The 20,771-nt window shown below is 68.8% G+C and carries 18 protein-coding genes; 9 read left to right on the forward strand and 9 right to left on the reverse strand.

Annotated elements, in window-relative coordinates:
• Positions 1-99: 99 nt before the first annotated feature.
• Entirely contained in the window at positions 100-1,464 is a 1,365-nt protein-coding gene (locus AOM45_RS35950; protein ID WP_030471119.1) for a chymotrypsin family serine protease, read from the reverse strand.
• A gap of 182 nt (positions 1,465-1,646) precedes the next feature.
• On the opposite strand from AOM45_RS35950, the gene AOM45_RS35955 reads away from it, so the two are divergent.
• The 5 genes from AOM45_RS35955 to AOM45_RS50050 all read left to right on the forward strand — a co-directional run bounded on the left by AOM45_RS35955 (position 1,647) and on the right by AOM45_RS50050 (position 7,368).
• Entirely contained in the window at positions 1,647-2,216 is a 570-nt protein-coding gene (locus AOM45_RS35955) for an RNA polymerase sigma factor (protein ID WP_030471118.1), read from the forward strand.
• A complete protein-coding gene (locus AOM45_RS35960) occupies positions 2,209-3,087 on the forward strand; it encodes a CU044_5270 family protein (RefSeq protein ID WP_030471117.1) in 879 nt (292 codons plus the stop codon). The genes AOM45_RS35955 and AOM45_RS35960 overlap by 8 nt, the downstream gene beginning before the upstream one ends.
• Positions 3,088-3,486: 399 nt before the next feature.
• On the forward strand, positions 3,487-4,170 hold the full coding sequence (locus AOM45_RS35965) for a FadR/GntR family transcriptional regulator (protein ID WP_030471116.1): 684 nt from the start codon (positions 3,487-3,489) through the stop codon (positions 4,168-4,170).
• A gap of 275 nt (positions 4,171-4,445) precedes the next feature.
• A complete protein-coding gene (locus AOM45_RS35970) occupies positions 4,446-6,443 on the forward strand; it encodes an alpha-L-fucosidase (RefSeq protein ID WP_030471115.1) in 1,998 nt (665 codons plus the stop codon).
• 136 nt (positions 6,444-6,579) lie between these two features.
• Positions 6,580-7,368, forward strand: coding sequence for a helix-turn-helix transcriptional regulator (locus AOM45_RS50050; RefSeq protein ID WP_051784299.1), 789 nt, complete (start codon positions 6,580-6,582; stop codon positions 7,366-7,368).
• Positions 7,369-7,371: 3 nt separating this feature from the next.
• Here AOM45_RS50050 and AOM45_RS35980 read toward each other — a convergent pair whose 3' ends face one another.
• The 4 genes from AOM45_RS35980 to AOM45_RS35995 all read right to left on the reverse strand — a co-directional run bounded on the left by AOM45_RS35980 (position 7,372) and on the right by AOM45_RS35995 (position 11,658).
• Positions 7,372-8,220 (reverse strand): hypothetical protein, encoded by an 849-nt coding sequence (locus tag AOM45_RS35980; protein WP_156094184.1) that lies wholly within the window; start codon positions 8,218-8,220, stop codon positions 7,372-7,374.
• Between the two features lie 102 nt (positions 8,221-8,322).
• Complete coding sequence (gene chvE / locus AOM45_RS35985) at positions 8,323-9,414, reverse strand: multiple monosaccharide ABC transporter substrate-binding protein (protein ID WP_030471112.1); 1,092 nt, start codon at positions 9,412-9,414, stop codon at positions 8,323-8,325.
• 199 nt (positions 9,415-9,613) lie between these two features.
• On the reverse strand, positions 9,614-10,210 hold the full coding sequence (locus tag AOM45_RS35990; protein ID WP_156094183.1) for a GTP cyclohydrolase II: 597 nt from the start codon (positions 10,208-10,210) through the stop codon (positions 9,614-9,616).
• Positions 10,207-11,658 (reverse strand): PfkB family carbohydrate kinase, encoded by a 1,452-nt coding sequence (locus AOM45_RS35995; RefSeq protein WP_236703946.1) that lies wholly within the window; start codon positions 11,656-11,658, stop codon positions 10,207-10,209. The genes AOM45_RS35990 and AOM45_RS35995 overlap by 4 nt, the downstream gene beginning before the upstream one ends.
• 239 nt (positions 11,659-11,897) lie before the next feature.
• On the opposite strand from AOM45_RS35995, the gene AOM45_RS36000 reads away from it, so the two are divergent.
• From AOM45_RS36000 to AOM45_RS36015, 4 genes are all read left to right on the forward strand, one after another.
• Positions 11,898-13,082, forward strand: a complete 1,185-nt coding sequence (locus AOM45_RS36000) for an OmpA family protein (protein ID WP_081902504.1) — start codon at positions 11,898-11,900, stop codon at positions 13,080-13,082.
• 36 nt (positions 13,083-13,118) lie between these two features.
• Positions 13,119-13,961: a hypothetical protein gene (locus tag AOM45_RS36005; RefSeq protein WP_051784297.1), complete on the forward strand. Its 843-nt coding sequence runs from the start codon at positions 13,119-13,121 to the stop codon at positions 13,959-13,961.
• 359 nt (positions 13,962-14,320) lie between these two features.
• Positions 14,321-14,941 carry a TetR/AcrR family transcriptional regulator gene (locus AOM45_RS36010; protein ID WP_236703947.1) on the forward strand — a complete coding sequence of 207 codons (621 nt, stop codon included), beginning with the start codon at positions 14,321-14,323 and terminating at the stop codon, positions 14,939-14,941.
• Positions 14,938-16,602: an FAD-binding dehydrogenase gene (locus AOM45_RS36015; RefSeq protein ID WP_030471106.1), complete on the forward strand. Its 1,665-nt coding sequence runs from the start codon at positions 14,938-14,940 to the stop codon at positions 16,600-16,602. The genes AOM45_RS36010 and AOM45_RS36015 overlap by 4 nt, the downstream gene beginning before the upstream one ends.
• A gap of 111 nt (positions 16,603-16,713) precedes the next feature.
• On the opposite strand, the gene AOM45_RS36020 is transcribed toward AOM45_RS36015, so the two are convergent.
• The 4 genes from AOM45_RS36020 to AOM45_RS36035 are packed head-to-tail and all read right to left on the reverse strand — an operon-like array spanning position 16,714 to position 20,653.
• On the reverse strand, positions 16,714-17,103 hold the full coding sequence (locus tag AOM45_RS36020) for a CBS domain-containing protein (RefSeq protein WP_030471105.1): 390 nt from the start codon (positions 17,101-17,103) through the stop codon (positions 16,714-16,716).
• Positions 17,100-17,549, reverse strand: a complete 450-nt coding sequence (locus tag AOM45_RS36025; protein ID WP_051784296.1) for a universal stress protein — start codon at positions 17,547-17,549, stop codon at positions 17,100-17,102. The genes AOM45_RS36020 and AOM45_RS36025 overlap by 4 nt, the downstream gene beginning before the upstream one ends.
• A gap of 21 nt (positions 17,550-17,570) precedes the next feature.
• Positions 17,571-20,147 carry a bifunctional acetate--CoA ligase family protein/GNAT family N-acetyltransferase gene (locus AOM45_RS36030; RefSeq protein ID WP_030471103.1) on the reverse strand — a complete coding sequence of 859 codons (2,577 nt, stop codon included), beginning with the start codon at positions 20,145-20,147 and terminating at the stop codon, positions 17,571-17,573.
• Positions 20,144-20,653 (reverse strand): universal stress protein, encoded by a 510-nt coding sequence (locus AOM45_RS36035; protein WP_035912382.1) that lies wholly within the window; start codon positions 20,651-20,653, stop codon positions 20,144-20,146. The genes AOM45_RS36030 and AOM45_RS36035 overlap by 4 nt, the downstream gene beginning before the upstream one ends.
• Between the last annotated feature and the right edge of the window lie 118 nt (positions 20,654-20,771).

A 20,771-nucleotide genomic window follows, 5' to 3' on the forward strand; every position in this document is an offset into this window, starting at 1 on the left:
CTTCTCCAGATCAGATGACGACCACGAGACGGGCGTCGGGAGAACGAACGTGACATCGCGTGACGGGCGTCACATCCGACGGTGATCCGGCGTGCTGGACTACTTCGGCGCCTTCACGCGGAGCACGCCCGCGAGCGCCTTCTCCGCCAGGTAGGTGTCGGTGAAGTAGTCGCGGCAGCTGCCGCTGGTGTTGCTGCTGCCACCGCTCAGAACACCCTTGGCGGCGATGCTGCCGTCGCTGCGGATGGTGTAGATCGGGGCACCCGAGTCACCGCCCCGCGTGCACTTGCCGTTGCGATGCGACCTGTGCACGCCCTTGACGATCTCGTTGTCGCCGTACTTCGCGGTGACGTTGGTGGCCATCACCTTGAACCCGCACATCTCGCCGGTGATCTGGCCGCCGACGCAGTAGCGGTCGCTGAGGCCGGACGGCCCCCACTTTGCGGTGACGGTGCGGAAGCTGTTGGAGCCGGGGCCGCCCTTGTAGATCAGGGTCGAGGACGCCTTGCCTGCGGGCATCTTGATGGTCGCCAGGTCACCCGAGTAGTAGGACTGGCCGTTCCACTTCACCGAACCCGTCTTGTTGTTGTAGTTGTCCGCGGTGACCTTGCCCACCGAGCCGGCGTTGGACGAGATGGTCGCGTTCATCGACGTGCAGTGGCCCGCAGTGAGGATGTACGACTTGCCCTGGTGCACCCAGCCGAACGCCTTGGTGCAGTTGCCGCTGTCGATCTCGGACCCACCCGCGAACGGGCTGTCGTCCCAGTGGCGCTCCTTCTTCACCGGCCGGACCAGGTCAGGCTGGTGGTACAGCGCCACGCGGTCCGAGCCGTACCTCGCCGCCAGTGCCTGCCGCAGTTCGAGGGACGCGGTCGACGACTCGACCAGCACGCGGTTGTTCGGTGCGTCGACGTAGGCCGACACCAGGGACGCGGCACCGGGCAGGTCGTTCAGCGTCAGCACCTCGTCCCGCGCCGCCTCCAGCTGCGCGGCGCTGTACTTCACGGTGGTGAAGTTCGGTGAGATGGCGGTGGTGGCCTGCACGGACAGAGCGGCGGCACCCGACTCTTCGACCGGGTTCGGCTCGACCGGCTCCTTCACCACCGGAGGCCCTTCGATCGTGCCGTCGTCCGAGCCCAGGTCCGGCTCCGACGTGGGCACGTTGTACGGCTCACGTCCCACTCTGACCGACTCGGCCGACGCAGTGGCCGTGGCTGTGGCGACGACCTTGCCGCCGGCGACGTACGGGACCGAGAGGTCAGCCGGGTACGCCCCGGCGCGGTCGGACGCCGCCGCCAGTGCCATGCGCTGGGCGTGGGTCAACGGTGCGTCGTTCTCGTGCGGGTCCTGCGTGATGACCGCGACGGCGGTCGCAGTGGCCGGCACGTCGACCGCCACGTCGGCCGTGGCCGGGCTGGACAGGACCACCGAGGCGGTGGCGACGGCGAGGCTGATCCTCGCCACTCTGGCTCCAGTTCTCACGAACACCCTTTCCGAACCACGTAGAAATGTGGGGCGAACGGTCGCACCGGCGTCCAAAACAAAACCAGGACGGATCTTGAATCGGCTGTTGGGCGCGCTGCCGTGAACCCGATCGGGGCGTTCTGCTGATAACAGGGCGAAGACCCTTCGCTCGAAAGGCCACCATGACAGCAACCGACGCGGAGCTCATCGAGGCGTCGCTGCGCGTGCCGGAGAAGTTCGCCGTGATCTTCGACCGGCACGCGCCCCACATCCAGCGCTACCTCGCCCGGCGCCTCGGTCAGCAGGTCGCCGACGACCTGCTCGCCGAGACGTTCCTCGCGGCGTTCACGAAGCGCGACCGCTACGACTCCTCCCGCCAGGACGCCCGGCCGTGGTTGTACGGCATCGCCACCAACCTGGTCGGTCAGCACCGGCGGGAGGAGGTGCGCCGGCACCGCCCGCCGTCCGCGGGGCCGCCCGTCGACGACCACGCCGACCGCGTGGCCGCGGACGTCACCGCGCAGGCCATGCGGTCGATCCTGACCGGCGCGCTGGCGGCGTTGTCCGCCGAGGACAGGGACGTGCTGCTGCTGGTCGCGTGGGAGCAGCTCAGCTATCTCGAGGTCGCGGAGGCGCTGACGATTCCGGTGGGCACGGTGCGGTCCCGGCTGAACCGCGCGCGCCGGAAGGTCCGGGAAGCGTTGGGAACCAACAACCACAGCGAGGTCGAGGAGCTGCTCAACAATGGATGACCTTCAGCTCGTCCGGGAACTGGACGACACCCCCCTCAAGTCCGCGGACCAGCTCGCGTCCGCCCGCGCACAGCTCGTGGCGGGCATGAAGCCGCGTGGACGCAGCCGCGCCGGAATCATCGCCATCGCCACGATCGCCGTGGCGGCAACGGTGACCGGCGTGGCGATGGTGCTGCCGTCCACCACGCAGCACGCGCCCTACCCCGAGGCCGCACCACCCACCACCACGACCCCGGTGGACACGGCCGTGCAGCTGCTGAACCACGCCGCGGCGACAGCCCGTTCGAAGCCCGACGTGGTGCCCCGGCCAGACCAGTTCTACTACGTGCGCGACGGCGACTGGGAAGCCTGGTTCTCCGTCGACGGCACCCGCGACGGCCGGGTCGGCAGCGGCAAGAACGAGGCGCCGACCACCTTGCCCGGCTGCGTCGGCGGCCGCAAGAAGGTGTACGACAAGTTCGACAAGCCGACGGGCGACTTCGAGCCGTGCACGCCGTCCCGCGCGTACCGGGACGACCTGCCCACCACGGCCGACGGCATGCTGGAGTTCTTGCAGGGCAACGACAAGAACCGACCCGTCAACTCGTACGGCAAGGACGTGCAGTCCATGTTCGCCCAGTCGTACCTGCCAGGGCCGCAGCGGGCCGCACTGTTCGAGGCGGCGACCCAGGTCCCGGGCCTGACGGTGGTGCAGAACGTCTCGTCCGGCCGTCCCGGCATCGGGATCACCTGGCCGTTGCCGGCGGGCTCGGCGTCGTGGGCCAAGCCGAACGTGATGGTGTTCGACAAGGAGACCTACGTGTACCTCGGCACGAAGGACGAGCCGCAGGACGCGGCCGGGTTCGTCGACGCGGTGGGGGACCGCCTCTAGCCCGCGCCGGGGGAACGTTCGCCTGGTCGGTGAGCGTTCCCCCGCTCTCGAGGCGGTGGTGTCGATCTCACACCACGGCCTGCCGCAGCGCCTCCAGCAACTCGGGCGCGCGAACTCCGGCCGGCAGATCAACAGGTCCTTGAGGTAGGGCCTCTCGTTGCCGTAGGTCAACGGCGTCCCGCGCTCCTCCCCGCGGACCGAGTCCGGCTGCTCGCCGTCGCTGTCACCACCCGGCGGCGCCAGGCCCGCCCCTTCCCGACAGACCAAACCCAGCCGCCTACCAACCGACGACACCAGGCCCGCACCCCTCCCGACAGACCGAATCCGGCCGCTCGCTCCAGAGATCACCATCAGGCGGCGGCGCTAGGATTCCCTGCGCAGACGCGGCGAAGGGCTGGCATGGCACTGACCGACGAGGCGATCACGAAGATCCGGGCCATGATCCGGTCCGGCGAGTTGCCTCCCGGTGCGCGTCTGCCACCCGAACCCCAGCTGGCCGCCCAGATCGGGTTGTCCCGCAGCGGCGTGCGCGAAGCGGTCAAGGTCCTGGAGGCGGCACGCGTGCTCGACGTGCGCCGCGGGGACGGCACGTACGTCACCAGCCTCGGGCCGGGCCTGCTGCTCGAAGGGGTCGGCCTCGCGGTGGAACTGCTGCGCGACGACACCCTGCTGGAGGTCATGGAGGTTCGCCGCCTGCTGGAGCCGATGGCGACCGGACTGGCGGCGATCCGCATGTCGGCGGAGGACCTCGACGCCCTCGGCAAGAACCTCGAGGACATGCGGGCCGCCCAGGACGACGCCGAGCTGCTGATCCGGTACGACATGGCGTTCCACCGGACCGTCGTCACCGCGACCGGCAACGAGACGCTCGCCTCCCTGCTGGAAGGGCTTTCCACCCGGACCGTCCGGGCGCGGGTGTGGCGCGGTCTCATCGAGGCCAACGCCTCGCACATCACGCTCGCCGAGCACGAGGCGATCTACCGGGCCCTGCTCGCGCGCGACCAGCTGCTCGCGCAGTCCACCGCCATGGTGCACGTCAACACCTCGGAGGCCTGGCTGCGCGCGATCCTCTCGAACTCCTGATACATCGGATCAATCTTCGCCCTCACCACCTCCGGCCCGCGGACGCAGTCGATCAACGACAACGATGTCCTGCCGTGTCACCGCGAGGGCAAGACCAGCGATAACCGTTGTAGTAAAAGAAGTTTACCGAGCGGACACCTGCCCACAGCGCGGTCATCCGATCGACCCGAACCGCGGAGCCTGTAGAGACGCTGCCGTTGACGGTTCATGTTTCCTCCCCCTAACGTCAGATGTCTCGCGTGTTACGGCTACCGCGCCGATCGGGAGGAACCGTCATGTCACCAGCTCCTCACAACCGTCGAAAGTTCCTCACCGCGTTAGGAGCGGCCGGAGCGGCAACAGCCCTGTCCGGCACGTTCGACGTGCTGCGTTCCGCCCCGGCCGGCGCCGTGATTCCCGGGCCGACGAGCTACTCGCCGACCTGGGCGTCGGTCGACCAGCACCCGCCGGCACCGGAGTGGTTCCAGGACGCGAAGTTCGGCATCTACTTCCACTGGGGTGTCTTCAGCGTCCCGGCGTACGACAACGAGTGGTACCCGCGCAACATGCACATCGACGGGCAGGCGGCGAACACCCACCACAAGAGCGTGTTCGGTGACCCGGCCGCCTGGCCGTACCACAACTTCATCGACGGAGCGCGGGACAAGAACGGCAACTTCCACCAGTTCGCGCCGAAGCTCAAGTCCGCGGGCGGCAACTTCGACCCCGTCGAGTGGGCACAGCTGTTCGCCGACGCCGGTGCGAAGTTCGCGGGGCCGGTCGCCGAGCACCACGACGGGTACTCGATGTGGAACAGCACCGTCAACGAGTGGAACTCCGCGGCGCGCGGCCCCCGGCTGGACCTCGTGCGGCTGCACGCCGACGCGATCCGGGCCAAGGGCATGAAGCTGATGGTGGCGATGCACCACGCGTACAACTTCACGGGCTTCTACGACCACGTGCCCACGCAGTCCACCAACACGTTGAAGAAGCTCTACGGGCAGCTCGGCACGGCCGCGGAGAACCAGCTCTGGTACGACAAGCTCAAGGAAGTGATCGACAACTTCCAGCCCGACATCCTGTGGCAGGACTTCAACCTGTCCGCTGTGGACGAAGCGCAACGGCTCAAGTTCCTCGCGTACTACTACAACAAGGCCGTGGCGTGGGACAAGGAAGTCGTCGCCACCTACAAGGACGGCTTCAACAACAGGGGCGAGGTCTTCGACTTCGAGCGCGGCGGCCCCGCCGACATCCAGAACCCGTTCTGGCTGACCGACGACAGCATCTCCAGCTCCAGCTGGTGCTACACCGTCGGCATCGGTTACTACTCGCTCAACGCCATGCTGCACTCGCTGATCGACCGCGTGAGCAAGAACGGCAACATGGTCCTCAACATCGCGCCGATGGCGGACGGCACGATCCCCGCCGAACAGCGCACGATCCTGCTGGGCATGGGCGACTACCTCAGGCGCTTCGGTGAGTCGGTCTACGGCACCCGCGCGTGGGCCGCGTACGGCGAGGGACCCACCAAGATGGGCGGCGGCTCCTTCACCACACCGCGCGCCGGCACCAACACCGACATCCGCTTCACCCGCAACAAGGCCGGCAACGCCCTCTACGCCACCGTGCTCGGCTGGCCCGGCAGCACCCTGAACATCACCACGCTGTCCTCCTCGCGGATCAACCTCGGCACGCTGACCTCGGTGCAGCTGCTCGGATCCACCGCGGGCACGTACACGAACCTGCCGAACCGCACCCAGGACAGCTCGGGCCTGCACATCGCCATGCCGTCCTCCAGCGCACCGTTCACCGCCTCCGCGTACGTCGTGAAACTGACGTTCTCCGGCCAGATCCCCGCGTTGGGCGCGGCACCGCTGCCCACCGGCTGGGCCAGGATCAGCAACGTGACCAGCAACCTCGCGCTCGACGGCGGCGGCAGCGTCGCGGCGGGGTCGGTCGTCAAGCAGTGGACGTGGGACGGCAGCCCGAACCTCCAGTGGCAGCTGGTCGACGTCGGCGGCGGCTACTACCGCCTCGTGAACCGCACCAACGGCCTGGTGGCCGACAGCGCGGGCGCGACGGCCAACGGCGCCAACGCGGTGCAGACCGCGTGGAACGGCAGCCTCAACCAGCAGTGGCGCCTCAACCACCTCGGCAACGGCCGCTACCAGATCATCAACCGCGGTACCGGCACCGCGCTCGACGGCGCGGGCAACACGACCTCCGGCTCCACGGTGATCCTGTGGACCCCCAACGGGAGCACCAACAACCACTGGACGATCTCGGCGGTCTGACCGCTCGACGACATCGACCACGGCCTTCCGCCCTACAAGCCGGGAGTGCTGACCCTGCAACGCTGACCGGTGTGCGGACGTTGGTATCCCAGCGCCCGCACGCCGCACCTTTCCTGCGACGGAAAGGAAACGTCCGATGCGGGAAATCGCGGCGAAGGACCTGCGGCGGGTGCTCGACCTCGTCCACGCGGTGCACGAGAACACCACGTCAACCGTTCTGCCACAACAGGTTCTCGCCGGTGTCGCGTCGCTGGTCGGGTGCGACTCGGCCTGCTACGTGCGGCTCGACCCCGCCACCGAGCAGGTGACGATCCTCGCCGACGAGCCGTTCGGCGGCGACATCGGGCGGCGCCCGGAGTTCGCCCAGGTCGTCCGCGAGCACCCGGTGTTGCACGCCTACCAGGCGGGGCTGATCGCCAGGAACACCTCGGTCGCCCTGAGCGACCTGGCGGACCGGCACCAGCTCTCCCGGCTCCGGCTGTACCAGGACTTCCAGAGACCGGCCCGCATCGCCGAGCAGCTCTTCAGCGTCGTCGTCACGGGCCGGTCGCACTCCACCGCGCTGGCGTTCCACCGCGGACGGCGTGGCGTGCGGGCCCGTGACCGGTCACTGGCCGACCTCTTCTCCCGCCACCTCGCTCACGCGGAACGCCAGCGCGACCGGGTCGGCAGGCTCACCGCGGCACTGCGCACCCTGACCAGGCACGACGAAGGCCTGGCCAGGGCACGACCACTGCTCGACGACCTCACCGCACGGGAACGCGACGTGGTCGAACACCTGGCCGCCGGTCTCACCGACCGCGAGATCGCCGGCAGCCTCGGCATCAGTCCCCGCACCGCCGGCAAACACCTGCAGAGCATCTACGCGAAGCTCGGCGTCGTGAACCGGGCCAGCCTCATCGCCGCGATCCACCGGCAGCGGTGACCGTCAGGCGAACGCGCAGACCGCGATCGTGGTGGCCCGCCAGTCGGCGTTGTACCCGTCGTCGTACTCGTGCGCCGTCACGAGGGTGGCGTTGGTGTTGGGCACCGAACCGGTGATCAGCACCTGGCCGAGCGAGTTGATGAAGTCCCACCCGGTGGAGATCAGCCGTTTGCCCGCCGGGCACTGCTGGAACTCGAACGACGAGGTCGGCGAACCGGGCACCGACGAGTTCTGCGGAAACACGACCTGCAGCCCGCCGGGGTCGGACGCGCAGATCGCGAACGCCGTGATCGACCAGGCTCCGGCGTTCCCGGTCTGGTCGGCGAACCCCTTGGTGTGGCTGGAAGTCTCGCCGGGGAACACGTCGTCGATGCTCACCTCCCCGAGCCCGCCGGTGATCTGCGCACCACCGCCGAGCGCCCGCCGCCCTGTCGGGCAGGTCGCGCTGAGCTCCGTCTCGAACCGCACCGCGGTGGTGGAGATGGCGTTGGTGATGATGTAACCGGACGGCCGGTTGGCGCACACCGCGAACGCCGTCACGCTCCAGTTCGCGGTCGTGCCGTCCTCGTCTTCGTACGCACCGACGAAAACACTGCCCTCGCGCGGCACGACTTCGTCGAGCACGACATCGCCGCCGCCACCGTTGATCCGCGCGCCGGTCCCCACCACGACCTTGCCCGCCGGGCAGGAGGCCGTGGCGGACTTGAACTCCGCGGAGTTCGAGGCGCTCGTGGCTGGCGGCGCGATCTCCAGGCCGGGCACCGCCGCCGAGGCCGGACTCACCAGTCCGACCTGGACGGTCAGCAGCACCAGCAGTCCTGCCACCACACGACGTCTGTGACGTCCGTTCATCCGTTGACTCCCCCGCTTGCTCGATCAGCCGGCACGTCCTTCGTGCCACCAAGATGAGCGCACGTGGGCCCGCACCGCCGCCATACGCAGTTGTGCGCAGGTTCAGCGGAGCTGGTCGTCCGTGTAGTACCCGGACTCCACCAGAACCTTGTGGTAGTTGGACTTGTTGACGCTCACGGGGTTCAGCAGGAACGCCGGCACGACCTTGACGCCGTTGTCGTAGTCGTTGAGGTTGTTGAGCTGCGGCGGCGTCCGCCCCTTGAGCACGGCGTCGGCCATCAGCGCCGTGACGGTGGCCAGCTCGCGGGTGTCCTTGTAGATCGTCGAGTACTGCTCGTCGGCGATGATGGACTTCACGGAGGCGAGTTCGGCGTCCTGGCCGGTCACGATCGGGAAGACGGGCCCGTAGCCGTTCTTGTTCAGCGCGGAGAGGATGCCGAGAGAGATGCCGTCGTACGGCGAGAGCACGCCGTTCACCTTGTTGCGGCGGTACGACGAGGCGAGGATCTCCTCCATGCGTTTGCGGGCGGTCTCGCCGTCCCACCGCAGCGTCGTCACGGCCTGGAATTCCGTCTGACCGCTGCGCACCACCAACGTGCCGTCGTCGAGGTACGGCTTGAGCACGGACATGGCGCCGTTGAAGAAGAACGTGGCGTTGTTGTCGTCCGGCGAACCGGCGAACAGCTCGATGTTGAACGGTCCCTTGGCCGCGATCGGCTGCCCGTCGGCGGAACGCAGTCCCAGCCCGGTCAGCAGCGACTCGGCCTGGTACACACCGACCCGGAAGTTCTCGAACGTGGCGTAGAAGTCGACGTAGGGGCTACCGCGCAACAACCGGTCGTAGGCGATCACCGGAATCCTGGCGTCCGCGGCCTTCTGAAGCGGCTGCGACAGCGCGGACCCGTCCACCGAAGCGATGATCAGCAGCTTCGCGCCGGCGGCGATCTGGTCCTCGATCTGCTTGGCCTGCTTGGGCACGTCGTTCTCGGCGTACCGCAGGTCGACCCGGTGTCCCTGCTTCTCCAGGTCGCGCTTGATGTTCTGGCCGTCGTGGTTCCAGCGCTCCGACGAGGTGGTGGGCATGGTGACGCCCACGAGCGCCCCCTGATCGGCCTGAACTCGCGGCTCTGCGGGCGAGCCGCACGCCGCCACCAGCAGCGCGACCACCGGCACCACTGATCTGGACAACCTCATCCTGGCTCCTACTGCCGGATCAACACCGTTGTTGACGATCACCGCCGGGCACGCCGGAACACGCTGGACGTGTGATCCGGGCCACGAGCGGCTGTGAACGTTAACAAGCAAAGGGTGGCCGATCAAGCGGTGAGAGTGGATCCCGATCGATGTAGCCGAAGGCAGTGGAACACGGACGCTTCGCCCACCGATTGCGGGTTCAGTCGGCCTGCCCAGTTGCGATCATGTGACCGTACTGCCGCTTCGCCTCCAGATACGCCCGAGCGAACTCACTCACCGGCACGGTCCACGTCTCCCGTTTGACCTCGATGCCGTTCTCCTGAAGCGCATGCACCTTCGCCGGATTGTTGGTCAGCAGCCGGACGCTCGTCAGGCCCAACCTGCGCAGCAGTTCCGCCGCCGCCTCGTACGATCGCGAGTCGTCGGGCAGGCCGAGGGCACGATAGCTGGTGAACGTGTCCGTGTGGTGCTCTTGGCTGTAGGCATAGCCACGCGCCTTGTTGCGCAGCCCTTCCCCGCGACCCTCCTGGTCGAGGTAGATCACGACACCGGCACCCTCAGCGTCGATCATCTGGAGCGCGGTGCGCAGCTGCTCCCTGCAGTCGCAGTCGTCGGACTCGAACACTTCGCCGTAGACGCACCGAGAATGTACGCGAACCAGGCAGTCGTTCTGCGGATTGCCGTACACGGCAGCGGTCGCGGGGCTGTGACCAGAAGGGTCCTCGGCTCCGAGCACCTTGACCGCGAACTTGTTTCCCTTCCGCCACAAGGTGTGTTCGAACATTTGCTCAGTCATGAAGTTTTTGCTCCAGGGATGCCGACCACCCGGTCCACCTTCTCTTGCGCAGGCATCGAGTCAGCGACTCCGCCGTAGGACTGCGAGGCCGCCATCGCGGCAGTGGCCCATTTGAGGTCTTTTTCGTCGATCTTGCGGTTCTTCTCCAGCAGCTTGAGGATCAGCGCAGCGCTGAAGGCCTCTCGTGCGCCGGGGGTGTCCCTCATCGCGGCCGGGAACTGGGCGATGTTCGCCTGGATGTACTCCGACCGGATCAGGCAGCCGAACTCCTCCGTGATGCAGACTCCGTGCACTCCAAGGGTGAGCAGGCTTTGCGCGAGTTCTTCCACGGTGATCTCCCGTTTGGCACTGGGAAGCAGATCGCGCAGTTCCGCCTGGGTGCCGATGAGGTAGTCGATCTTGGAGAAGTGTTCGTAGAGCACCTGAGGGTTGGGGAGAGCCGGCGAAGGGCGCACCACGACGAGAGGCTTGCGGTCCTGGTCGCCGATCGACTCCAGCGCGGACGACACGACCTCCGCCTGCGCCTCGAACGTCAGCACGACCGCGTCCGTCGACTCCAGGACGGCGCGCACCGCGCTCGCACCCACGTCCAGCGGGTCCAGCCTCACTTCCGCGGAGTTCATCCACGGGACGTTGGCCGATCCTCCGTTGCGCAGCAGGAAGACCGCGACGACCGGGTTGCGACCGGCGGCGATCTTGATCAGGTTGACCCGCACGCCCTCGCGGACGAGGTACTCCAGCAGCTGACGACCGCGAGCGTCGTCACCGACAGCCGCGATCAGCTGCACGTCCATGCCCAGGCGCGCACTGGCGATGGCGTGGTTGAGCCCCTTGCCTCCGGGGCTTTCCTCGAACACGTCGGTCGGCGCTGCGCTGCTCGCGGTGGGCAGGTGGTCAACCAGGAAGATGAAGTCCATGACAGCGGAGCCGATCACCGCCACGGTGGGGCGGGAGTGGTCGGGCTCGGCGACGGTGGCGTCCAGCACCGAGCTGCCGACGCAGAGCTCGGCGAGCCTGCCCAGCGACTCTTCCTCCAGAGTCAGACGCAACGTGCGCACGGTCGGAGGCTTCGGAGGACGGCTCTCCCCGAGCAGTTCGTGCAGTTCCGCCCAGCGCGCGACGAGGAGGTTTCTCCGCACACCGACGTCGGCGGCGTAGAGATCCTCCAGCTCGGGGTGATCGGGGAACCTCGCAGAGAGGATCCCGAGCGAAAGCGCCACGTCCACGACCACCAGGTCGGTCACCTCGAGCTGACCTGTGATCACACGGACGGCTTCGACAGCGGCCTCGGCCGCAGGCGTGTCGGTGGTGCGGACGACCTGACGGACGATCGGCAGGTCGAGCAACGGCGCCACGTCGACCTCGGTCGAGTGCAGCCTGTCCGCGTTCAAGCCGGACCGCGTCCGCAGCCGCACCAGCACGCTGCGCACTCCGTCGACACCTGACATGGGACCGACCATCGCGACAGGTTACTCCATTCGTGGCGCAGTTGTCGCCAAGTTCCGGCAGTTGCCGGTCACAGTCTGACACCTGCTCTAACAGCATGCCCACCAGAGGTAGCTACCGACTCTTGTTGCACTCGAAAGGCGATTGCCCGACAACTGTCGTCCACTTTTTGACAATTGACTGCCTGAATCGGCAACTGTCAAACTCACGGTGCAGGAGTGCCGACGTCGGGGAGGCCACCATGCGGCAGCTGCGCACCATCTCAACGACGTTCGCGATCACCGCGACCGCAGTTCTGACCCTCCCGGCGTGCGGTACCGATACGGCCCAGTCCCCGCACGGGCAAGGAGATCAGATCGTCATCGTCGCCACGGCGACCGCACACGAACCGAGGCCGTCACTCACCCCGCGCGGCACTGAACTCCTGGAATCCGTCGCGCAGAGCCGCAACATCACGGACGGCCGCAGCGGCAGGAGCAGCGTCGCAGTGGTCGCCTCAGCCGATGGCGAGGTGCACGAGACGATCACGCTCACCCCCAGACGGGCCAACGGCGCGATCGAGCACGGACTGCAGCGCGACGCTCTCATCGAGCGGAACCTGGAGCGGGTCTCGAGTGCCGTGCACGCGATCGGGGCGCGGAAACCGGTGGATCTGTTGGAGGGAACCGGCGACGCGGTCCGCGGCCGCGCCCCTGGCCACCTGATGCTCATCACCAGCGGACTGAGCACGAACGGCGGGTTCGACCTCCGCCAGGTCGGCTGGGAAGCAGATCCGGCAGCGATCGCAGAGCAGCTGCGGTCTCGCGGACTCCTGCCCGACCTCACCGGGTGGCGCGTCCTGTTCACCGGTATCGGGGAGACCGCCGGCACGCAGCCTCCGCTGACAATTCCTTCCCGCGAACGCCTGAACGCCTACTGGACAGCCATGTGCAAGGCGGCGGGTGCCGCGTCATGCGACATGGACGAGAGCCGGACCGACCACACCGCACCGAACTCGGAGGTGGCCGTCCCGATCGTGCCGGTACCCGGCATCACCTCCGTCACCGGACCGGAAGGGACGGAGCGCACAACACTGCTGAACGACGTGCTGGGCTTCGCCGGTGACTCGGCTGAGCTCTCACAGCCCGCACGCGAACTCCTCCGGGAGTACGCCGCACGGATCGCCGCGAAGCTCGCGTCACAGCCGAACGCCGTCGTGACGGTGCTCGGCTACACCGCAGACCCACCGGATTCGACGGAGTGGGGACGAGCCGAGCTGTCGAGCCGGCGCGCCCGCGTGGTCGCGGAGGCGTTGCGCGACGGCGGTGTCCGTCACCGCATCGATCACTCCGGCGGTGGCAGCGCTCCGGGAATGACCGCGATGGCCACGGGCACGTTCGACGAGGCGATCGCCGGCCAGATGCGCAGGGTCGAGATCACCTGCTGATCCACACCGATCATCAACTCAGACGGGAGGCACGTCATGCACGACAACGACAGCACGCCCAACCTTCCGGTTCCGCGTGACACGGTCAGCGGGTACCACCGCTCCGAGATCGCCACGCGTGCCCGCCTCGCCGTCCGGATCGAACAGCTGCACGCCATGGCCGACGCGGTCATGGATCGGCAGGTGATCGGACCCCGCGGTCACGTGCTGACCATCAGCGAGGTCCAGCAGCGCGCCGACTGGGCCGCTGAACGAGTCGACATGGACGAGGTGCGTGGCAGCCGCCGTCACTTCCCCGTGTCCCGTTCGGCCAAGCTGCTGTCGCTGGGTCTCGTGGTGGTCGTGGACTTCCCGATCATGTTGTGGCTCGCCAGTTCCGTCTTCAACGTCGACTGGTCGGACCCTCTCGGGCTGCCACTCGCAATCAGCTTCGTGATCTCCGTGCTCGCGACGGGAGGTGCCGCGGCGGCGCTCTACCACCTCGGCCACGACCAGCGGGAGAACAAGGACGACCACCGGCAGCTGACGTGGTCGAAGATGTCGGCCGGGTCCAAGATCAGCCTCGTCGCGGCCATCGCGCTCGTCCTGCTCATCGCGGTCGTCATGTTCGTCCGTGTGTACTCCGAAGGCGTGTTGAGCGGACTCGACGGACTGGCGGTGCTTCTGGCCGTGCTCGTGGCGTTCGTCATGCTGATCTCGGCGGGGCTCGTCTTCTGGACGGCTTTTCTCGACGGCTCACTGGACCGCGACGATCTCGAACGCTACAGCCAGATCGTGCTGACCCACGACAACATGAGGAGGAAGCTCGTGGACGAGGCGGACAACCTCGAAGCACAGTACAAACGGCTGCTCTACAGCGGAGAGGACCTCAAGACCTGAAGCCGTGCCGGTGGTCCGCGCCAGGCGGGCCACCGGCCCGCCATCCACAATAGACATTTCATCGCAGGCATCACTCTTCCCGACCAGGTGCTTTGTGGACCACTCACAGTTCAGGCGAGCGTGACGTCAGCGCCTCCGCAGGCGCTCCTCAGGTCACCGTTCGGCCACTTGTCGGATCGTTGCCGCCGGTAAGCCAGAAGATCAGATCCGCGCGGCGGCAGGTACAACACAGAGGCGGGCGGCCAGATCGCGCACCGTCCATGAACGTTCTCCGCGTAACCGCAACCTGTCCACTAGCCATCGCCACCACCGATACACCGACGCATCGGATACACTTGTGTATCGAGAGGTGGTGGGCCGTGGCGGAGAAGCGGGTGACCAAGCGACGGGCCGAGACGCGGCAACGACTCCTCCAGGCAGCGCTGGAAGTGTTCGCCCAGGAAGGTTTCGGCCGCTCCACCGTCGACCAGGTGTGCGCACGTGCCGGATACACGCGCGGCGCGTTCTACTCGAACTTCGCGACCCTGGACGAGCTGTTCCTCGCCGCGTGGGAGCACCGGTCGGCCGAACTGATCACCGGCATGCGGGAGGCGCTCGAAGTCTTCGAGCAGGCCGCGGTCAAGGACGTCCACGGCGTCGTCACCCACCTGCTGCGGGCCGTGCCGCTGGACGAGGACTGGTACCGCGTGAGCACCGAGTTCACCGCTCACGCGCTGCGCAACCCGCAGCTGCGCCGGACGATCGTCGAACGCGAGCAGGCCATCGCTGCGTCCTCGATGCCCTTCCTGCTGGCGGCTCTGGCCGAGATCGGGCGCACGGTGCCGGATCCCGAGGCGCTCGGCCAGGCTCTCATCGCCGTGCACGACGGCACGGCGCTGCAGTGCTTCAGCGAACCCGGCAACGTCGTCGTCCAGCAGCGCCGGACCTCCTTGTTCGCCAACGTCATCACCGCGTACAGCATCGAAAGCAGGCAGCCATGAGTGACGAAGCAGACGTGATCGTGGTCGGGGCCGGGCTCGCCGGCCTGGTGGCGACCTACGAGCTCGCCAGGGCGGGACGCCGGGTGCTGGTGCTCGACCAGGAGAACCGCGCGAACCTGGGCGGTCAGGCGTTCTGGTCGCTCGGCGGCCTGTTCCTCGTCGACAGCCCCGAACAGCGCCGCAACGGCATCAAGGACTCCTACGAGCTGGCTTTGCAGGACTGGCTGGGCTCGGCCGGGTTCGACCGCGACGACGAGGACCACTGGGCCCGGCAGTGGGCACAGGCCTACGTCCGGTTCGCCGCCACGGAGAAGCGGCAGTACCTGCACGACCTCGGGCTGCGGTTCACTCCCGTGGTCGGCTGGGCCGAGCGCGGTGGCGGTGTCGCGGACGGCCACGGCAACTCGGTGCCGCGCTTCCACCTCACCTGGGGCACGGGTCCGGAGGTGGTGCGGGTGTTCGCCGAGCCGGTGCTCGACGCCGAACGCCGCGGGCTGGTCCGGTTCGCCTTCCGCCACCAGGTCGACGAGCTGGTCGTCGAGGACGGCGCCGCGGTCGGCGTGCGGGGCACGGTGCTCGAACCGTCCGATGTGGAGCGTGGCAAGGCGTCGTCGCGGGTGGCCGTGGACAGCTTCGAGCTGCGCGCCAAGGCCGTGATCGTCACGTCCGGCGGGATCGGCCACAACCACGACCTCATCCGCACCAACTGGCCGGTCGACCGCCTCGGCCCGTGCCCGGAGACGATGATCGCCGGTGTGCCCGCGCACGTCGACGGACGGATGCTCGCGATCAGCGAGACCGCGGGCGCCACCCTGGTCAACCGCGACCGCATGTGGCACTACACCGAGGGCCTGCACAACTGGGACCCGATCTGGCCGAACCACGCCATCAGGATCATCCCCGGCCCGTCCTCGATGTGGTTCGACGCCACCGGCAAACGCTTGCCCGCGCCGAACTTCCCCGGTTTCGACACCAACGCCTCGATGAAGGCGATCCTCTCGACCGGGTACGACTACTCCTGGTTCGTCCTCGACCAGACCATCCTCGGCCGCGAGTTCGTGCTGTCGGGATCCGAGCAGAACCCCGACATCACCGGCAAGGACATCCGCAAGATGCTGGCCAGCCGCGGCGGCAAGGGTGCTCCCGCCCCGATCGAGGCGTTCAAGAACCACGGCGTCGACTTCGTCGTGGCCCGCACCGTCGAAGAGCTCGTCGCCGGCATGAACAAGATCGCGCGCGGCCCGCAGCTCGACGCCGCGCAGATCGAACGGCAGATCGTCGCCCGCGACCGCGAGGTGGCCAACAGGTTCTCCAAGGACCTCCAGCTGATGGCCATCGCCAACGCCCGCCGCAGCTGGGGCGACCGCCTCGTGCGGACCACGAAGCCCCACCGGATCCTCGACCCCGCCCACGGCCCGCTGATCGCCGTGCGGCTCAACATCCTCACCCGCAAGACGCTGGGCGGAATCCAGACCACCCTCGACTCCCAGGCGGTGCGGGCCGACGGAACCCCGTTCCCCGGCCTGTACGCCGCGGGCGAGGTCGCCGGATTCGGCGGCGGTGGCGTGCACGGCTACAACGCGCTCGAGGGAACGTTCCTGGGCGGCTGCATCTTCTCCGGACGCGCCGCCGGCCGCGCCCTCGCGCGCACGCTGGGCTGAGCTCAGCCGAGGATCTCGATCTGCCGGGTGCGGGTGGTGTCGTGCCACCCGCACCGCTCCGGCGAACACCGGGTTTCCACGTGCAGCCCGTGGTGGGCGACGTCCTCGCGATCAGCTGTGGACAGCGGCGCGACCGGTCTCGTTCCTGGTGATCAGCCGGAGGAGGGAGAGCCTGGTGACCACGCCGACGACCTGTCCCTCGTCGAGCACGGGCACGCTCAGGACCTCGTACCGGCTCATCGCGTCGAACAACGCCGCCGCGGGCGTGTCCGTCGTGGCCACGAGCACCGGCTGCGACATGACGTCCTGCACGTGCGGTGAGGCCACGCCTTCCTTGCCCCGCAACACGTCCACCGCCGTGACGACGCCCAGGAACACGCGCTGGTCGGCGACGGGGAGCATGGTGAGGCCGAAGTCGTCCATGAGACCGGCGGCGTGGCGGGCGAAGTCACGCGGCCCCACCGTGATGAGCGGGCGGACCATCGCGTCGGCGGCCTTCATCGCGCGGTCTCCGCGAGCTCGCGGTCGGTCACCGGGATCACGACGATCGGCGCGTGGGCGTGCCGCACCACGTGCATGCTCGTCGAGCCCAGGACGATCTGCCGGATCCGGTGCCCGGTGTGCGAGGCGACGACGAGCATCGCGGCACCTTCGGACGCACGTTCGAGCGTCTCGGCGGCGTCACCGCGCAGGCTCTTGCGGACGATCTCGGGCATGTTCTGCCGCCGCGACCCGGCCGCCTGCAACGCCTTCTCGACGACGGCCTCGGACTCGGCCTGGGCCCGTTGCGCGGTCGTCTCGGCCCAGTCCGTGAGCGCCTCGAAGTTCCAGGCGTTCACGACGTGCAGCGGGCATCCCCGCACGACGGCCTCTTCGAGTGCCCATTCGAGGGCTCGGTCGGACGCGGGTGTTCCGTCGACACCCACCACGATCGGCTTGCTGCTCATGACCTTTCCTCCTCGGTGTTGTCAGCTGGTCCGCAGGCGGCGGAGGAAGGGGTCCGCGGGCTCGGCCGGTGCGACGCGCACTCGCGCGTCCACGACCACGCATCCCTCGTCCGTCAGCACGAGCGGGTTGATGTCGAGTTCCTGGACCTCCGGCAGGGCGCCGGCGAGCTCCGCCACTCGCAGCAGGACGTCCCGCACGGCCTGCTCGTCGGTCTGCGCGAGCACGTGACCCGCGGTGCGGAAGCCGTGCATCAGGTCGTCGGCGTCCGCTGTGGACAGTGGCGCCAGTGCCGCGGCACGGTCGTCGAGCAGGTCGGTGTCCACACCACCGAGCCCGGTGACCACGAGCGGCCCGAACTTCTCGTCGGTCACCACGCCGACCAGCAACTCCCTGCCGCCGGACGCCATCGGTTGCACGAACACACCGCGCAACCGGTCGCCGAACCGTTGCCGGAACGCGTTGAACGCTGCCGCCACACCACTCGCGTCGGTCACGTTCAGCTCCACGCCGCCGCCCTTGCTCTTGTGCAGCAGGTCGTCGGCCACCGCCTTGAGGGCGACGGGGGTGTCGTAGGCCTGTTGTGCCGCAACGGCGTGCTCTTCGGTCGTCGTGAGCGTCCCGCCCAGCACCGGCAGCCCGAACGCGGTCAGCAGCGCGACCACGTCGTCCGGCGCCAGCCAGCCCTCCTCTCCGGCCACGACCGCCTTCGCGGCGTCGAGGTCGATCCGGTTCAGGCGCGCGAACTCCGTCGGCCGGGACAGCCATTCGGTGCGGTCCACCAGCCGCGCGAGTGCCGCGGCGGCACGGGCCGGCTCGGCGTAACAGGGCACGTCGCCCGCGAGCCGTTCGGTCTGGCCGGTGCGCACGGCGAGCACGGGCTTGCCGTCGACGCCGTGCACGCCCCCGGTGGGGTCGCCGAGCGCGGTCGGCACCGTCACGGTGATCACCGCGTCGACCGCGGGATCGGCACCGACGACGTCGAGGCAGCGGGCGAAGGTCTCCTCGTCGACGACCGCGGTGGTGTCGACCGGGTTGTGCACGCTGGCCGTCGCGGGAACCAGCCGTGCCAGGGCCTCGCGGGTTTCCTCACCGAGCGCGGCGAGGATCAGTCCGTTGTGGACGCAGGCGTCCGCGGCCAGCACACCGAGTCCACCGGCGTTGCTCAGCACCGCCACCGACCGTCCACTCGGGAGCGGTTGCCAGCTCAGCGCCATCACGGCGTCGGTCAGTTCCGGCACGCTGTCGACCGCGATCACGCCCGCCTGGCGGAACAGCGCGTCCCTGGTGACCGAGGGCGTCGCGGTGGAGGCGGTGTGCGACGCCGCGGCACGTTGTCCGGCCTCGCTGGTCGCCGCACGGATGGCGAGCACCGGTTTGCTCGCGGCGACCCGGCGGGCGATGCGCGCGAACTTGCGCGGGTTGCCGAACGATTCCAGGTACAGCGCGATGATCCGGGTGTCCTGGTCGTGCTCCCACCACATGAGCAGGTCGTTGCTGCTGATGTCGAGCTTGTCGCCAGTGGAGACCAGGTTCGACAACCCGAGGCCGAGCCGCCGCAGCTCCTCCTGCACGCCGATCGCGACACCGCCGGACTGGGTGACGAGCCCGACGGCACCCGCGTGGTCGCGCTCGCCCGCGAACGTGGCGTTCATCCGCACGTCGGACGAGCTCGTCGACACACCGAGGCAGTTCGGGCCGACGAGCCGCATGCCGTGCCCGCGGACCGCGTCCAGCAGGGCCTCGGCGTCGACACCGGACGAGATGACCACCAGCGCCCGCACACCGCGCCGGCCGCATTCCTCCGCGACGGCGGGAACGGCCTTCGCGGGCACGCACAACACCGCCAGCTCGGGCGCTTCCGGCAGCTCGCTCACCGAGCCGTAGCAGTCGACACCGGCCACGGACTTGGCGTGCGGGTTCACCGCGTACAGATCACCGGTGTAGCAGCCCTTCACGAGGTTGCGCAGGACCGCGTGCCCCACCGAGGCCGCCGACCTGCCCGCGCCGACGACGGCGATCGAGGCGGGACGCAGCACGTGGTTCAGGCTCGCGACGTCGGCGACCGACTCGCGTTCTCCCACGGCGTCGAGGTACCGGTCGCCGGGTTCCAGCACGAGCTCGACGTAGACCACCTCGCCGTCGGGCACGATCGAGGTGACCAGGCCCATGTCGGTGAACACGCGCAGCATCCGGCCGTTGATCGTGAGCACCTCGGCGGTGAACCGGCGCACGCCCCGGCCGCGCGCCAGCGACGCGAGGTGTTCGAGCAGGAGGGTTCCCACGCCGTGGGCCTGCTCGGTGTGGGAGACGACCAGCGCGACCTCCGCGAAGTCCGTCCGCCGCACCACCACGTAGCTCGCGGCACCCAGCAACCGGTCCTCGCGGAACGCGCCGAGCACCACGTGCCGGGGCGCGTCCGGCGAGACCATCCGCTCGACGAACTCCTCCAGCTGGTGCGGCGACGTGCTGAAGAACCTCAGGTACCGGTCCTCGACCGGCAGGCCGCGGTGCAGCGCGAGCAGCGCCGGCACGTCACCCGGCCCCAGCTCGCGCACCGTGACGACCGAACCGTCCGTCAGCAGCGCCGCCGCGTTCACAGCAGCGGTCCAGGAGTCAGCGGTGCGGCGGCGGCAGCGGGTGCGTGTTCCCGTTCCCGTTCGGCCTTCGGCTCACGGATCACGACGACCGGGCACGAGGCGTGGTGCACGCAGTGGGCGCTGACCGAGCCGAGGATCGCCCCGACGACCGTGCCGTGGCCGCGGCTGCCGACCACGAGCAGCTCGGCGTCCTTCGACGCGGCGGTGAGCACGTCCCTGGCGTCGCCCTCGACCAGGATCCGGCGGATCTCCACGCCCTCGAACCCCTGCGTCACGGCGTCCAGGGACTTGCGCGCCGCGGCTTCGAGTGCCGGCGGCGAGATCTCCATCATGATCTCGGCGGGCACCTGCCCGATCATCACGCCGTAGTCCCGGTGCCACGCCGAGATCACGTCGACCCGGCACCCGCGCCGCCGCGCGTCCTCCACGGCCCACCGCAGCGCCGCACGGGCGGCGGGCGATCCGTCCACTCCGACCACCACGGGCCGGGACTCGTTCTCGCTCATGCACCTCAGGCTTCCGCCCGGTGCCGCGGCGGGTGAGTGCCCGCGGTCCCCCGCCGTCCGGGACCTTCGTCCCCGGCCCGGCCGGGCCGGGGCGGATGGGCTCACCCGGCTCGTGACG

Origin of the sequence: Lentzea aerocolonigenes, from assembly GCF_000974445.1 — a bacterium.
Classification (GTDB): Bacteria; Actinomycetota; Actinomycetes; order Mycobacteriales; family Pseudonocardiaceae; genus Lentzea; species Lentzea aerocolonigenes.

Coding starts and splice junctions, on each gene's coding strand:
- AOM45_RS36025 (WP_051784296.1), bottom strand. CDS start 17,549: ATGAGCAGCAAGCCGATCGTGGTGGGTGTCGACGGAACACCCGCGTCC.
- AOM45_RS35960 (WP_030471117.1), top strand. CDS start 2,209: ATGGATGACCTTCAGCTCGTCCGGGAACTGGACGACACCCCCCTCAAG.
- chvE (WP_030471112.1), bottom strand. CDS start 9,414: ATGAGGTTGTCCAGATCAGTGGTGCCGGTGGTCGCGCTGCTGGTGGCG.
- AOM45_RS35970 (WP_030471115.1), top strand. CDS start 4,446: ATGTCACCAGCTCCTCACAACCGTCGAAAGTTCCTCACCGCGTTAGGA.
- AOM45_RS36000 (WP_081902504.1), top strand. CDS start 11,898: ATGCGGCAGCTGCGCACCATCTCAACGACGTTCGCGATCACCGCGACC.
- AOM45_RS36015 (WP_030471106.1), top strand. CDS start 14,938: ATGAGTGACGAAGCAGACGTGATCGTGGTCGGGGCCGGGCTCGCCGGC.
- AOM45_RS36035 (WP_035912382.1), bottom strand. CDS start 20,653: ATGAGCGAGAACGAGTCCCGGCCCGTGGTGGTCGGAGTGGACGGATCG.
- AOM45_RS35955 (WP_030471118.1), top strand. CDS start 1,647: ATGACAGCAACCGACGCGGAGCTCATCGAGGCGTCGCTGCGCGTGCCG.
- AOM45_RS36020 (WP_030471105.1), bottom strand. CDS start 17,103: ATGAAGGCCGCCGACGCGATGGTCCGCCCGCTCATCACGGTGGGGCCG.
- AOM45_RS35990 (WP_156094183.1), bottom strand. CDS start 10,210: ATGACTGAGCAAATGTTCGAACACACCTTGTGGCGGAAGGGAAACAAG.
- AOM45_RS35980 (WP_156094184.1), bottom strand. CDS start 8,220: ATGAACGGACGTCACAGACGTCGTGTGGTGGCAGGACTGCTGGTGCTG.
- AOM45_RS50050 (WP_051784299.1), top strand. CDS start 6,580: ATGCGGGAAATCGCGGCGAAGGACCTGCGGCGGGTGCTCGACCTCGTC.
- AOM45_RS35965 (WP_030471116.1), top strand. CDS start 3,487: ATGGCACTGACCGACGAGGCGATCACGAAGATCCGGGCCATGATCCGG.
- AOM45_RS36005 (WP_051784297.1), top strand. CDS start 13,119: ATGCACGACAACGACAGCACGCCCAACCTTCCGGTTCCGCGTGACACG.
- AOM45_RS35995 (WP_236703946.1), bottom strand. CDS start 11,658: ATGTCAGGTGTCGACGGAGTGCGCAGCGTGCTGGTGCGGCTGCGGACG.